At 66.2% G+C, this 13533-nt stretch carries 10 protein-coding genes, 2 tRNA genes and 1 pseudogene; 5 read left to right on the top strand and 8 right to left on the bottom strand.

Annotated elements, in window-relative coordinates:
* Window positions 1–210 precede the first annotated feature (210 nt).
* From G7007_RS12890 to rdgC, 3 genes and pseudogenes are all read right to left on the bottom strand, one after another.
* Window positions 211–520 (bottom strand): annotated as a pseudogene (locus G7007_RS12890) (IS110 family transposase); the annotation flags it as partial.
* A gap of 252 nt (window positions 521–772) precedes the next feature.
* Window positions 773–1735, bottom strand: coding sequence for a bile acid:sodium symporter family protein (locus G7007_RS12885; protein ID WP_181102285.1), 963 nt, complete (start codon window positions 1733–1735; stop codon window positions 773–775).
* A 250-nt stretch (window positions 1736–1985) separates the two neighbouring features.
* Window positions 1986–2906 (bottom strand): recombination-associated protein RdgC, encoded by a 921-nt coding sequence (gene rdgC / locus G7007_RS12880; RefSeq protein ID WP_181102283.1) that lies wholly within the window; start codon window positions 2904–2906, stop codon window positions 1986–1988.
* Between the two features lie 202 nt (window positions 2907–3108).
* Here rdgC and G7007_RS12875 point away from each other — a divergent pair.
* From G7007_RS12875 to G7007_RS12865, 3 genes are all read left to right on the top strand, one after another.
* Window positions 3109–3184, top strand: a tRNA-Val gene (locus tag G7007_RS12875).
* Window positions 3185–3200: 16 nt separating this feature from the next.
* A tRNA-Asp gene (locus G7007_RS12870) sits at window positions 3201–3277 on the top strand.
* A gap of 155 nt (window positions 3278–3432) precedes the next feature.
* A complete protein-coding gene (locus G7007_RS12865) occupies window positions 3433–5154 on the top strand; it encodes a molecular chaperone HscC (RefSeq protein ID WP_181102281.1) in 1722 nt (573 codons plus the stop codon).
* Here the strand turns inward: G7007_RS12865 and G7007_RS12860 are convergent.
* From G7007_RS12860 to G7007_RS12845, 4 genes are all read right to left on the bottom strand, one after another.
* Entirely contained in the window at window positions 5148–7832 is a 2685-nt protein-coding gene (locus G7007_RS12860; RefSeq protein WP_181102279.1) for a J domain-containing protein, read from the bottom strand. The genes G7007_RS12865 and G7007_RS12860 overlap by 7 nt on opposite strands.
* Window positions 7829–8521 carry a DUF1266 domain-containing protein gene (locus G7007_RS12855; protein ID WP_181102277.1) on the bottom strand — a complete coding sequence of 231 codons (693 nt, stop codon included), beginning with the start codon at window positions 8519–8521 and terminating at the stop codon, window positions 7829–7831. Before G7007_RS12855 ends, G7007_RS12860 begins: the two co-directional genes overlap by 4 nt.
* Window positions 8522–8610: 89 nt before the next feature.
* A complete protein-coding gene (map, locus tag G7007_RS12850) occupies window positions 8611–9396 on the bottom strand; it encodes a type I methionyl aminopeptidase (RefSeq protein WP_181102275.1) in 786 nt (261 codons plus the stop codon).
* On the bottom strand, window positions 9393–9596 hold the full coding sequence (locus G7007_RS12845) for a ParD-like family protein (RefSeq protein WP_181102273.1): 204 nt from the start codon (window positions 9594–9596) through the stop codon (window positions 9393–9395). Before G7007_RS12845 ends, map begins: the two co-directional genes overlap by 4 nt.
* A gap of 199 nt (window positions 9597–9795) precedes the next feature.
* Here G7007_RS12845 and G7007_RS12840 point away from each other — a divergent pair, with 199 nt between their 5' ends.
* On the top strand, window positions 9796–10767 hold the full coding sequence (locus tag G7007_RS12840) for a DMT family transporter (RefSeq protein ID WP_181102271.1): 972 nt from the start codon (window positions 9796–9798) through the stop codon (window positions 10765–10767).
* Window positions 10768–11453: 686 nt separating this feature from the next.
* On the opposite strand, the gene G7007_RS12835 is transcribed toward G7007_RS12840, so the two are convergent.
* Complete coding sequence (locus G7007_RS12835; protein ID WP_181102269.1) at window positions 11454–12848, bottom strand: class II fumarate hydratase; 1395 nt, start codon at window positions 12846–12848, stop codon at window positions 11454–11456.
* Window positions 12849–13004: 156 nt separating this feature from the next.
* Between G7007_RS12835 and G7007_RS12830 the strand changes: the two genes are divergently transcribed.
* Window positions 13005–13529, top strand: a complete 525-nt coding sequence (locus tag G7007_RS12830; RefSeq protein ID WP_181102267.1) for a DUF2059 domain-containing protein — start codon at window positions 13005–13007, stop codon at window positions 13527–13529.
* Window positions 13530–13533 lie beyond the last annotated feature (4 nt).

Below are 13533 nucleotides of genomic sequence, written 5' to 3'. Positions count from 1 at the left end.
ACAGGGAATTGTGTTTGGCTTTATGCTTGCTCATGGACTGGCCCTCGCTGCCGTTGGCTGTTCAAGAAACGCCACCGTGGCACTGTGATGCCTCGGCGGGGGCGAGTCCATTCAATTACACCCGTAGTCCCACCGCGGGGTTGCAAGCTATCGCGGTCACCTGGGGGCTCCCGTGCCGCGATTGGACCCGAAGGGTCCATAGGGTCAGCCCCCACTTCGGTGTTCGTCGACACGCTGGGCCGGCAATACGCGCACGACATTGCCCTTGGCCTGCAGCAGCTCAAGCCCATGACTGAGCGCCCGGCCCTGTTTCCATGAGCACTGTCATGTGCGCTGGCAGGCGTTGGAGAAACTCGCCGAACGCCTCGCGCGACTTGATGCGGCGCTCGTAGATCAGGCGACCGACCTCATCTTCGCCGGCTAACTGAAACACGTTCTTGGCCAGATCGACTGCCAGTACCTGGCAGCTTTCCAGATCAGTGGAAGACAGGGAATTGTGTTTGGCTTTATGCTTGCTCATGGACTGGCCCTCGCTGCCGTTGGCTGTTCAAAAACGCCACCGTGGCACTGTGATGCCTCGGCGGGGGCGAGTCCATTCAATTACAGTTGGGACTGCAGCGCTGATTTGTCAGCGTGGCGCGATCCCCTGTAGGAGCGGCCCCTGTGCCGCGATTGGACCCGAAGGGTCCATAGGGCCAGCCCCTCGATATGTCAGGCTATCGCGGTCCCTGTGGGCTTGCCCGCGATGGCGTCCCTGCTGACCCAGCAAGCCCTACGGTCGAGCACGCGGCGTCTGGGCCGCCGCCGGGTCTTCCTTCATGCGCCTGAACCAAGTCGAGAGCAACGCGCCGGAAATGTTGTGCCACACGCTGAACAGCGCGCTCGGCACCGCCGCCAGGGGCGAGAAATGCGCACTGGCCAGCGCCGCGCCCAGCCCCGAGTTCTGCAGGCCGACCTCAAGCGCCAGGGACTTGCGCTGCGCCAGAGGCAGCTTGCAGAACCTGCCCGTCAGGTAGCCCAGCAGGAAGCCGAAGCTGTTGTGCAGGATCACCACCGCCATGATCAGCAGGCCCGACTCGGCGATCTTCGCCTGGCTGGCTGCCACCACGGCGCAGACGATCAGCACGATGCTCGCTACCGACACCAGCGGCAGGACCTGCACCACCGCATGCACTCGTGTGCCGAGCAGCTTTTGCGCCAGCACCCCCAGCACGATGGGCAGCATCACCAGTTGCAGGATCGACCAGAACATGTCCAGGAACGAAACCGGCAGCCAGGCCGAGGCCAGCAACCAGATCAACGTCGGGGTGAGCAACGGCGCGAGCAGCGTCGTGACCGCGGCGATCGCCACCGCCAGCGCCAGGTCACCCTTCGACAACCAGACCATCACGTTCGAGGCCGTGCCGCTCGGGCAGCAGCCGACCAGGATCACGCCCACGGCGATCTCCGGTGGCAGGTGGAACAGCTGGCACAGCAGCCAGGCCACGCCCGGCATGATCAGGAAGTGCGCGACCACCCCCAACGCCACCCGCCAGGGTTGGCGGGCGAGGGCGGCGAAGTCGTCGAGCTTGAGGGTCAGCCCCATGCCGAACATCACCAGCCCCAGCAACGGGACGATGGCGACCTTCAGGCCGATGAACCACTGGGGCTGGAAGTAGGCCAGGCCGGAAAACACCAGGACCCACAGGGCGAACGTGTTGCCGACGAAGCGGCTCAAGGCGGCCAGGGCGCGCATGGGATCTCCTATCAGTAGCGGCAGAGGGGGCAGGGGGCTAGCGGCTAGCTACGAGCTAGAAGCTGCAAGCGACAAGCAGTTCGGCTGTGGGATCGCTATAGAGGTGAGCCTGAAAAATGCAACGTTCGGGCATACACCGCGTCCCAGCTTGCCGCTTGCCGCTTGCCGCTTGCCGCTTGCCGCTTGCCGCTTGCCGCTTGCCGCTTGCCGCTTGCCGCTTGCCGCTTGCCGCTTGCCGCTCAAGCCCTCGTCAGATGCCTTGAGGCAGCTCTTCACCACCCAAGGCCTCGAAGAGGATGGGCAGGAACTCGGCGAAGGTCATCATCATCAGCTGGAACGAGGCGTCGAACTGCTGCTGCGCCTCGTCGCCGCCATCCTGTTCGGCTTGTTCTTGCAGCAGCTCCTCGAACTTCAGGCGCTTGATCACCATCTTGTCGTCCAGCACGAACGACAGCTTGTCCTGCCAGGCCAGGGACAGCTGGGTGACCAGCTTGCCAGTGCTCAGGTGCAGCTGGATTTCCTCGCTGGTCAGGTCCTGGCGCTTGCAGCGCACGATGCCGCCATCTTCGGCGGTGTCGCGCAGTTCGCATTCGTCCAGCACATAGAAGCCGTCGGCGGCCTGTTGCGACTTGACCCAGTCGGTCAGGGTGGCGCTCGGGGCGATCTTCACGGTGGCCGGGCGGACCGGCAGCGAGCCCATCACTTCGCGCAGCGTCGACAGCAGGTCCTCGGCACGCTTGGCACTGGCCGAGTTGACCAGGATGAGGCCCTGGCGCGGTGCGATGGCGGCGAAGATCATCGAGCGGCGGATGAAGGCGCGCGGCAGGAAGGCCTGGATGATCTCGTCCTTGATCTGGTCACGTTCCTTCTTGTAGACCTTGCGCATCTGCTCGGTCTCGATCTCTTCGACCTTCTCCTTGACCGCGTCATTGACCACGCTGCTGGGCAGGATGCGCTCTTCCTTGCGCGCGGCGATCAGCAGGAACTCGCCACTGACGTGGACCAGCGGAGCGTCCTCGCCTTTGCCGAAGGGCGCGACGAAACCGTAGGTGGTCAGTTCCTGGCTGGCGCAGGGGCGAGCCGGCTTGCTGGCCAGGGCTGCCTCGAGGGTCTCGGGGTCGAACGGTACGTCCTGGGTGAGGCGGTAGGTCAGCAGGTTCTTGAACCACATGGGGTGAAGCTCTCCTTAATACACGAGGCGGGCATTATTCTCCGAGTCAGGGGCCAGGCCAACCCTGCGGCCGGCATTTGCCCGGTTATTGGTCGGTGAGCAGGGGTGCGGGTAGGTCATTGAAAGGCTTGAAAAATTTTTTTGAAAAAGTGCTTGCCAGGGTGGAACGTCCTCCGTAGAATGCGCGCCACACCGAGACGAAGGGTGATTAGCTCAGCCGGGAGAGCATCTGCCTTACAAGCAGAGGGTCGGCGGTTCGATCCCGTCATCACCCACCACTTCTCAGTGTATCGCGCAGCGGTAGTTCAGTCGGTTAGAATACCGGCCTGTCACGCCGGGGGTCGCGGGTTCGAGTCCCGTCCGCTGCGCCATATTCGAGCTTCCAGGGCCCACTGAACACCCGGAAGCCACAACGAAAGCGACCCTAGGGTCGCTTTTTTTGTTTCTCCGATTGGGTCAAAATGCCCTGTCCGCCGGCCCGCGGCCAGCAGGCTGCCACCGGCTCTTCTCATGCAAGAGGCCGATCATGCAGGATGCCGTTCCCCCCTCCGCTTCGCTTACCTCCGACATTTCGCGCCCTGCGCCACTGCTGGGCATCGACCTGGGCACTACCAACAGCCTGATCGCCGTCTGGCAGCAGGGGCAGGCGCACCTGATCGCCAATGCCCTGGGTGAAGCGTTGACCCCGTCGGTGGTCAGCGTCGACGACGATGGCAGCGTGCTGGTCGGTCAGGCCGCCAAGGCGCGGCTCACCACCCATCCGCACCTCAGCGTGGCCGCCTTCAAGCGCTTCATGGGCAGCGACAAGCGATTCGAGCTGGGCGAGCAGTCGTTTTCGCCCGAAGAGCTGTCCGCCTTGGTGCTGGGCGCGCTCAAGCGCGACGCCGAGGCCTACCTGGGCTGTGCGGTGGACGAGGCGGTGATCTCGGTGCCGGCCTACTTCAGCGACGAGCAGCGCAAGCGCACGGTCTTTGCCGCCGAGCTGGCCGGCCTGAAGGTGCAGCGCCTGATCAACGAGCCGACCGCCGCTGCCATGGCCTACGGGCTGCACGAGCAGGCCCTGGAGTGCACACTGGTCTTCGACCTGGGCGGCGGTACCTTCGACGTGACCGTGCTCGAGTACGCCTTGCCGCTGATCGAGGTGCATGCCTCCACCGGCGACAACTACCTGGGCGGCGAGGATTTCACCGAGGCGCTGCTGGCCGGTTGCCTGCGTGACTGGCAGCTCACCGCGCAGGCCCTGCCACCACGCGAACTGGCCAGTCTGCGCGACGCCATCGAGCGGTTCAAGTGCGAACTGGGCGAGGGTGGCGGCACCCTGCACTGGAACGGCGATGGCCAGGGGCGCCAGTGGACGCTCGACGCCGCGGCCTTGCAGGCGTTGTGGGCCCCGTTGCTGGCGCGGGTACGTGCCCCGATCGAGCAGGCATTGCGCGACGCCCGGTTGAGCCCGCGCGAGCTGGACAGCCTGGTGCTGGTCGGTGGCGCCACGCGCATGCCGCAGATTCAGCAACTGGTGGCCAAGCTGTTCGGCCGCCTGCCGTACCGGCACCTGGACCCTGACACCCTGGTCGCACTGGGGGCTGCCAGCCAGGCGGCCTGCAAGGCCCGCGAGCAGACCATCGAAGAGCTGATCCTGACCGACGTCTGCCCTTATACGCTGGGGGTCGCCGCTGGGCACACCGAGCACACCGGCGCGTCGTTCTCGCCGATCATCGAGCGCAACACGATCATCCCGACGTCCAAGGTCGAGCGCTTCTACAGTTCGCACCCCGAGCAGGAAGTGGTGCGCATCGCCGTGTACCAGGGCGAGCGGCCGTGGGTGCGCGACAACATTCTCATCGACAGTTTCGAGATCCCGCTCAAGCCCACCGGTGACATCCAGTCGCTGGACGTGCGCTTCAGCTACGACATCAATGGCCTGCTGGAAGTCGATGTGACCTTCCTGGAGACCGGGCTCAAGCACAGCCACAGCATCGACCGCAGCCCTACCGGCCTGGATGACGAGGCACGCCAGGCCAGCCACGACCGGCTGGCCGGGCTGAAGATCCACCCGCGCGACACCTTGCCCAACCGCACCTTGCTGGCGCGTCTGGAGCGCGCCTGGATGCAGAGTCTGGGCGAGGAGCGCGAACTGATCGGCAGCTGGCTGTCGGCCTTCAATGCCGCACTCAGTAGCCAGCACGGCGCGGAGATCAGTCGACAGCGCCAGCACCTCAGTCAGGCGCTGGACGACCTGCGTTACTGAGCGTCGAGCTGACGCAGGGCCGCTTGCAAGCCGTGTGGCAGGCGGTCGGCCTGGCCAGGTGGTGGCCCGCTGCGATTGGGCAGCGGGTCGCCCGGCCAGCCGAGCAACAGCAGCGGCAGGATCGGTATCCAGCGCATCAGCGCCAGCAGGATGACCAGCGCCGGCACGCCCTGGCCCACGTCACGCAGACGCCGCAGCAGCCCGCTCATGACCAGCAGACCGACCACGACCATCGCCACGGCCTGGGTCTGTGGCGGTATCAGCAGCAGGCCGGAGGCCAGGTGGCCGGCCAGCCCCGTGCGTGTCAGGCGCGTATCCAGCCGCCAGACCGCCCAGGCCGGTGCCGAAGGCCGTTGCGCCTGCTGTTCGAGCAGGCGCTCCGACCAGGCCAGCAGCGCCAGGATCGCGCAGCGTAGGCCTGCGTCTTGGGCCGGGTCGTCCTTGCCGCGCTGCAAGGCCTTGAGCAACCGCAGGCTCGACACGCGGCCATGCCCGGCCAGGTTGCCGAAGGCTTCCAACGCCGTGTTGTACAAGGCTACATCGACCCCATCGAGCAGGTCGGCGGAGATCCGCCCGCCCTGGCCCTTGAGCAACTGCTCGAACACCGGCCCGAGCCGAGGGTGCGCCTCCTTGATGAAATCCATCATCCCGTGTGCCTTGCCGCGTTGTTCGTCCGACAGGCTGTCGTCGCACAAGAAGGTGGCGCTGAGCAGCAGGCAGCCGAGCGGATGTGCTTCCAGCCAGCCGCTGTCCTGGTCGGCGCATTCGAAGAGCTGGGCCGTGCTAGGCAGGCGTGGGCTGTCGAAGCAATAGGTCCAGGTGATCAGGCGGGAGGCCAGCAGGCGCTGCGCCGTGTCGTTCAGGTCGAGCCGTTCGAGCAGCGCGCCCTCCAGGTCGGTGGTGTCGACAGGCCGCAGGTGGTCGATCGGCAGCGCGGCCAGAAAATGCGCGGGCGGGAAGGCCAGCCGCTCGACGCAGCCGCGGGACACCAGCCTCAGCCAGCGGCCAGGCTGTTCGAGCATAGCCAGCGTGAACAGATGCTGGCGGTACCAGGCCACCAGGTCCTGGCCATCGTCGGCTGCCGGCAGCCTGAAGCCTTCGAGCATCAGCCGGTACTGCGCCCACAGGCCGAACGGGCGAGGGAACATGCGACCGGTCTGGAAGTGCTCGAGCAGGCTGTCCAGCGCACGGGGCGAATAGCACCGCACGCGGCGCAGCCATTCGCGGCACGCGGGGTGGGCCTCGTCGGTCAGCAGGGCAGGGGGCAGGGTGGTCTCCTCGTCGGCGCAGAAGGCGACCAGCGCCTGCGGAATCGGGGCCTGTTCCAACCAGCGCAGGGCCTGCCTGGCCTGGTCCCGCAGGCCCTCGACGATCAAGGCATCGAGCCCTGCCTCGCCGTCCGGCTCGTCCAGCACCTGGCGCAGCAGGCCGGCCTCCCCGCGCTGCAAGGCCCAGGCGTGCCAGTAGCGGCGCTGCAAGGTGGCGTCCGGCAGGTCGTCGAGCAGCCAGGCCAGCAGCGGCAGCTCATCGTCACCGTTCAGACACCAGTGGATGAACGCCGCAGCGATGCCGTCGAGCGGCAGGCGCGAGGCGACCAGCCAGCGGGTCAAGGTTTCGGGGCGTTGCGCCGGGCTGGCCCAGCCCTGGACCGGATCGGCCAGGTCGCTCGGCCAGTGGTCCGGCAGCGCAAAGCCCTCCAGGGCCTGGATCAGCAGGGGCAGACGGTGCGGCGCCTGCCGGGCGCACAGGGCCAGTAGCGCAGCAGGGGCCTCTGGGTGGCGATGGGTGCGCCATAGCGCCGACCAGCAGCCCAGCGCCTGTTCATCGTCGAGCAACGCTTCGTGCTGGCGCGCCAGCAAGTACACCAGGTCGACATCGTCCGGGGCCGCCTGACACTGGGCCTGCAGCTCGTCACGCCAGGCCCTGGCCGGCAGGCCGACCTGACAGAACTGGGTTCGCAGCCGCAGCATCAGGGCATCGTTGTCCGGCAACGGCAGGCAGGTGTGACGCCCGGCGAACTCGCGGTACTCGTGGAAGGGTCGCTGGTCGTAGCAGTAGGCCAGGGTGCGCAGGTACCAGAATGTCTCCAGCTGGGCCACGCTCGGCCAGTCACGCATCAGCCGCGTGTCGAACGGGTCCGGCGTGCTCAGGCGTTGCAGGAAGGCTTCGGCCTCGCTGGGGTCGTCGAGCCGCAGCAGCTGTTGCGCCCAGGCAAAGCGCTGGGCCAGCAGCCCGGCGCAGCGATGGGAGATCGGCCCGCAGTCCTGCAGCAGCGCCAGGATGTCCCAGCCCAGGTCGTCGAGGGCATCGAGCGGCAGGTCGTCGAGCGTGAGGGCATAGGCTTGCCAGGCCTCCAGGTCGAAACGCGTGCGCGGTGTGTCGAGCAAGGTCTCGAACGCCTGGAAGGCGTCGTCGCGTTGACGACGAACGTCAACGACCGTCTCGGCCTCGGATACGCTCTGCACGTCCGCCTGCGCCTCGACCACGGCGGGTTCGGCGGGAGGCGCCTGCGGCTGTTCACGGGCCAGGCGCAAGGCCTGTTCATAGGCTTCGCGCAGGGCCTGGAAGCCCTGGGGGTCGGTTTCGGGGTGAAACGCCGGCAGGCGCGTGCGGTAGGCCAGGCGAATGGCCTGGGTGTCGTCGGTAGGGGCGATGTCCAGCAGGGTCCAGCAGCTCATGACCAGCCCTCCCGCGGCAGGCTCGCCGGACGCGGGAGTTCGGGCAGCGGCAGCTGCCACGGCAGCGTGGCCAGCACCTCGCTGGCGCCCTGGCTCAGGTTGAGGGCGATACAGCGGTTCCAGTGATCGCTGCCTTGCCGAGGCAGGGCGGCGTCGAAGGCGTCGTCGTCGAGGTCGGAGACGTTCCACAGCGCCTTGCCCAGCAGGTAGCCGGTCAAGTAGCGGTTCCAGCTTTCGTAGTAATGCCGGGCGCGCAGTGAAAGCCGGTAGTGCAGGTACAGGCTTTCATCTTCGTCGATGTAGCCGCGCAACGTACCGACCCGCAGCAGGTAGCTCATGCGGCCCAGGTCCCAGGCCCGGGTGCCGCCATCGCCACAGTCGGCAAAGGTACTGGCGGCGTACTCATGCAGACGGCGCGCCCGGCGCGGCAGGCTGTCGAGCAGCGTCCGCCACTGGCTGGGCAGGCAGCGCTGGTACTGCCAGTACAGGTCGTTCAGTTCGACGGCATGGCCCGCGTCGGCCATCGACAGGGTGTCAAGCAGGCGTTCGCGGCCGTCGATCCCCCAGGCGTGCTCCAGGTTGGAGGTGTCTTCACCTTCGAAGTACGTCGCCGAGGTGTAGCTGGCGCCGTTGAGCGCAGCCATGGGGCTCGACAAGGCGTACAGCCAGCGACGGGCGTTTTCGTCCACTGAAACAAGCTCCTGTGCAACACGGGAAAGGCAGGCCGAACACGACCCGGGCGCCGAGTGTAGAAGAGGCCCGGCGGTGCGGGCAATCCTCAGCGCCCCTGGCGCCCGGCCTCCTCGGCACGCAGGGTCAGTACCTCGACCCCGTCCTCGGTCACCGCCACGGTGTGTTCCCATTGCGCCGACAGCAGGCGGTCGCGGGTGATCACCGTCCAGCCATCGCGCAAGGTCCGCACGCCGCGAGCGCCCTGGTTGATCATCGGCTCGATGGTGAACACCATGCCCGGCTTCAGGCGCAGGCCGCTGCCCCGCTGGCCGTAGTGCAACACCTCGGGCTTCTCGTGCATCTGCTGGCCGATGCCGTGGCCGCAGTATTCACGTACTACGCTATAGCCGGCCGCCTCGGCATGGGCCTGGATGGCATGGCCGATGTCGCCCAGGGTCGCGCCAGGGCGCACTTGCTCGATGCCTTTCCACAGGGCCTCGTAGGTCGTATCGACCAAGTGTCGGGCCGCGTCGTCGATGGCACCGATCGCGTACATCTTCGACGAGTCGGCGATGTAGCCGCCTTGCTCCAGGGTGATGTCCACATTGACGATGCTGCCTGCTTCCAGGCGCTGCCTGGCATCGGGCATGCCATGGCAGACCACGTGGTCGACCGAAGTGTTCAGCGCATAGGGAAAGCCGTATTGCCCCTTGCTGGCCGGGCGCGCCTTGAGCGTCTGGACGATGAAGGCTTCGGCGTGGTCGTTGATCTGCATCGTGGTCACGCCGGGCTGGATGAAGCGGTCCAGCTCGGCGAACACCTCGGCCAGCAATTGCCCGGCGCGGCGCATCAGCGCCAATTGAGGCGCGGTCTTGAGGATCACCTGGCTCATTGCAGCAGTTCCTGGAGGCTGGCGTGTTCCTGGCGCAGCAAGCGGCGCAGCAGGTCCTGGTAGGTGGCCTGCGGGTGCAGCTCGGCGAGCATGCCCAGGCGAATCCAGTGCTCGGCCTGGGCGTTGATCGAACGCGACATGACCGCGCTGGCCAGGCGCAGGTCTTCGTGCAGGGTGTCGGAGATCTTGACGATGCCCATGGGAACCTCGTGATATGAAACGTATACAAAGCATATCGTCTACGGTTACGCACAGGCCACCATCGCCGGACGTATGGCGCGACATCGATCCGGTGTGGAATGAGCAAGGGAATTCTTTTCGGCCTTTTCCAATACCGCTGCCCCGGCGCACGGCCTAGAATCCAGGCATCTTTCCGTTCAGGCGTCATTCGAGGGTTTCATGCACATTTCTTCCGGGCGCTGGGTACGCGGTCTGTCCTTGGCGCTCGTGACCGCGCTGCTGTGGGGCATCCTGCCGATCAAGCTCAAGCAGGTGTTGCAGGTGATGGACCCGGTGACCGTCACCTGGTACCGCCTGCTGGTGTCCGGTGGGTTGCTGCTGGCCTGGCTCGCGGCGCAGAAGCGCCTGCCGCGCTTCCAGGGGCTGGGGCGCCGCCGCTATGGGCTGGTCGGGTTGGCGATCGCCGGTCTGCTGGGCAACTACGTGCTGTACCTGGTGGGGCTGAACCTGCTCAGCCCAGGGACGGCGCAGCTGGTGGTGCAGATGGGGCCGGTGCTGCTGCTGGTGGCCAGTGTGTTCGTGTTCAAGGAACGCTTCAGCCTTGGCCAGGGCCTGGGGCTGGTGGTGTTGCTGGTCGGGTTCGGGTTGTTCTTCAACCAGCGCCTGGACGAGCTGCTGACCTCGCTGGGTGCCTATACCACTGGGGTGCTGACCATCCTGCTGGCCACCAGCATCTGGGTGTTCTACGCCTTGAGCCAGAAACAGCTGCTGACGGTCTGGCACTCGCAGCAGGTGATGATGGTGATCTACCTGGGGTGCGCGGTCTTGCTGACGCCTTGGGTTCATCCGCTGGAAGCGCTCGACCTGACACCCGTGCAGCAATGGCTGCTGCTGGCCTGTTGCCTCAACACCCTGGTGGCCTATGGCGCCTTCGCCGAGGCCCTGGCCCATTGGGAGGCCTCGAAGGTCAGCGCCACGCTGGCGTTGACGCCTCTGGTGACCTTCGTCGCCGTGGCGCTGGCGGCTGTCCTGTGGCCTGAGTATGTGCAGGCCGAAACCATCAATGCCGTGGGTTATGTCGGGGCGGTCACCGTGGTGGTGGGTTCGACGTTGGTGGCGCTGGGGCCTTCGCTGGTCGCTGGCTGGCGTACTCGACGGGCACGGCAGCAGACGCTGACGGGCAGTCGCTAGGTCTGCGGGCGTCTACTCGCCGCCCCTTCGCCGCACTGCCGCGCAGAAAGCATGGCAATGGGCGGCAGGGCTCGCAGGCTTTATCGCTGATCGACTCTGGGCCCGCAGGGCCAGGCCTTTCAACGTCTTTGGAAGAAGCCCCAAGATAGCGTCATTATTGCCCCCATGGGTTCGCCGGCATGATAAAGGCACGCACACCCTGTGTGGGAGCAACTGTCTTCTTCTACTTGGCACATGCCTGACCGCATGGACTGATGTGTGGGCTTACCCGCGACGCAGGCGGCGCCTGACAGGGCCCTATCGCTGGCAAGCCAGCTCCCACCCAGACCTCTCCAGCCGCCGGTGTAGGCATGGCTGCGCAAGCAGCTTGTGGGAGCAACTGTCTTTTTTCTACTCGGTACATGCCCGACCCTATGGGCTGATGTGTGGGCTTACCTGCGATGCAGGCGGCGCCTGACCGGACGCTATCGCGGGCAAGCCAGCTCCCACCCAGACCTCTCCAGCCGTCGGTGTAGGCATGGCTGCGCAAGCAGCTTGTGGGAGCGGGCTTGCCCGCGATAGCGTCCGGTTCATCACCGCCTGCATCGCGGGCAAGCCCGCACACACAGGGGTGGAACCGCTCTGCCAGATCAGCAATACCCCTCGTTACAGGCCCGGAGAACCTGCGTAGCACAACCGCTACCCCCTCACCCCTTGGCCCCCGGCGCCAGCATCTGTTCAGGCCGCACCCACTCATCAAACTGCTCGTTGGTCAGGTACCCCAACGCCAGCGCCGCTTCACGCAGGGTCAGCCCCTCGCCATAGGCCTTCTTGGCGATCTCGGCGGACTTGTCGTAACCGATGTGCGGGTTCAGGGCCGTCACCAGCATCAACCCACGCTCCAGGTGTTCGGCCATCTTCTCGGCATCCGGTTCGATGCCCGCCACGCAATGCTCGGTGAAGTTGCGGCAGCCGTCGGACAGCAGCTCGATCGATTGCAGCAGGTTGTGGATGATCACCGGCTTGAACACGTTGAGCTGCAGATGACCCTGGCTGGCCGCGAACCCGATCGTCGCGTCGTTGCCCAGCACCTGGCAGGCCAGCATCGACAACGCCTCGCACTGGGTCGGGTTGACCTTGCCGGGCATGATCGAGCTGCCGGGCTCGTTGGCCGGCAGGCGCACTTCGGCCAGTCCGGCGCGCGGGCCGGAGCCGAGCAGGCGCAGGTCGTTGGCGATCTTCATCAGCGCCACCGCCAGGGTCTTCAGGCCGCCCGCCAGGCTGGTCAGCGGTTCATGCCCGGCCAACGCCGCGAACTTGTTCGGCGCGGTGACGAACGGCAGGCCCGACAGCGCCGCCAACTCGGCTGCCACGGCCTCGGCGAAGCCCTGGGGTGCGTTCAGCCCGGTACCAACCGCGGTGCCGCCCTGGGCCAGCTCGTACACCGCCGGCAAGCTGGCGCGAATGGCGCGCTGGGCATAGTCCAGTTGCGCGACGAAGGCCGACACCTCCTGCCCGAAGGTGATCGGCGTGGCGTCCATCATGTGCGTACGCCCGGTCTTGACCAGGTGCTGGTGCCGCGCGGCCAGTTCGGCCAGTCCGGCGGACAGCTCGGCGATCGCCGGCAGCAGGTGGTCGTGCACGGCCTTGGCCGCGGCGATGTGCATGGCGGTGGGGAAACAGTCGTTGGAGCTCTGCGAGCGGTTGACGTGGTCGTTCGGGTGCACCGGCGACTTGCCGCCACGGCCTTGCCCGGCCAGCTCGTTGGCGCGTCCGGCGATCACCTCGTTGACGTTCATGTTGCTCTGGGTGCCGCTGCCGGTCTGCCAGACCACCAGCGGGAACTGCGTGTCGTGATCGCCGGCCAGGACTTCGTCCGCTGCCTGCTCGATCAACCGGGCCAGGTCGGCCGCCAGGTCGCCATTGCGATCGTTGACCCGCGCGGCGGCTTTCTTGATCAGGGCCAGGGCGTGCACCACCTCGATCGGCATGCGCTGCTGACCGATGGCGAAGTTGATCAGCGAGCGTTGCGTCTGCGCCCCCCAGTAGGCCTCTTGAGGAACTTCGACCGGTCCCAGACTGTCAGTTTCGGTACGGCTCATGCTGCGCTCACTCCTTTGTGGTGTGTGTCCGCAGTGTTAGGCCCTGATCCATTCGAGCGGTTCCATCGCTCGTCACCCGCTTGAGCCGCGTGCCTGCAAAGGCGCAGAATGCTCAACCCCGAGGTGCTACCTCGCCTGTCAGATGAAGGAAGTGCAATGACCCGTCTTCGTGCCCTCTGTGCCGCCGTGGCCCTGGCCTGTGCCAGTGGCCAGGTACTCGCCGACACAGCCAGCCACAACGCCAGCGCCGAGAAGTTCCTCGCCCTGGCCAATGCCGACAAGCTGGGCACCCCGGTGTACATGCAGGTCCAGCAGATGTTCGGCCAGCGCTTCGAGCAGACCAAGGCGCCTGCCTCGAAGAAAGCCGTGCTCGACAGCTACCAGGCCAAGGCCAACGCCGCGCTGGACAGCGCCATCGGCTGGAAGAAGCTCAAGCCTGACATGGTCAAGCTGTACACCACCAGCTTCACCGAAGACGAGCTCAAGGAGCTGGTCAAGTTCTACGAGTCGCCGGTCGGTCGCAAGGTGATGCGTGAAATGCCCAAGGTCACCCAGCAGTCCGCCCAGCTGACCCAGTCCAAGCTGGAGCCGGCCGTGCCGGTGGTCAACAAGCTGCTCGAGGACATGACCAAGGAACTCGACCCGAACGCCGGCAAGGCTGCCGCGTCGGCGAAGAAGTGAGCCC

Origin of the sequence: Pseudomonas entomophila (assembly GCF_013523125.1) — a bacterium.
Lineage (GTDB): Bacteria > Pseudomonadota > Gammaproteobacteria > Pseudomonadales > Pseudomonadaceae > Aquipseudomonas > Aquipseudomonas entomophila_B.
The sequence above is the reverse complement of the archived record's forward strand: the minus strand, read 5'-3'. Positions and strand labels throughout refer to the sequence as shown.

Coding starts and splice junctions, on each gene's coding strand:
- map (WP_181102275.1), bottom strand. CDS start 9,396: ATGAGCCAGGTGATCCTCAAGACCGCGCCTCAATTGGCGCTGATGCGC.
- G7007_RS12830 (WP_181102267.1), top strand. CDS start 13,005: ATGACCCGTCTTCGTGCCCTCTGTGCCGCCGTGGCCCTGGCCTGTGCC.
- G7007_RS12860 (WP_181102279.1), bottom strand. CDS start 7,832: ATGAGCTGCTGGACCCTGCTGGACATCGCCCCTACCGACGACACCCAG.
- rdgC (WP_181102283.1), bottom strand. CDS start 2,906: ATGTGGTTCAAGAACCTGCTGACCTACCGCCTCACCCAGGACGTACCG.
- G7007_RS12840 (WP_181102271.1), top strand. CDS start 9,796: ATGCACATTTCTTCCGGGCGCTGGGTACGCGGTCTGTCCTTGGCGCTC.
- G7007_RS12845 (WP_181102273.1), bottom strand. CDS start 9,596: ATGGGCATCGTCAAGATCTCCGACACCCTGCACGAAGACCTGCGCCTG.
- G7007_RS12835 (WP_181102269.1), bottom strand. CDS start 12,848: ATGAGCCGTACCGAAACTGACAGTCTGGGACCGGTCGAAGTTCCTCAA.
- G7007_RS12885 (WP_181102285.1), bottom strand. CDS start 1,735: ATGCGCGCCCTGGCCGCCTTGAGCCGCTTCGTCGGCAACACGTTCGCC.
- G7007_RS12865 (WP_181102281.1), top strand. CDS start 3,433: ATGCAGGATGCCGTTCCCCCCTCCGCTTCGCTTACCTCCGACATTTCG.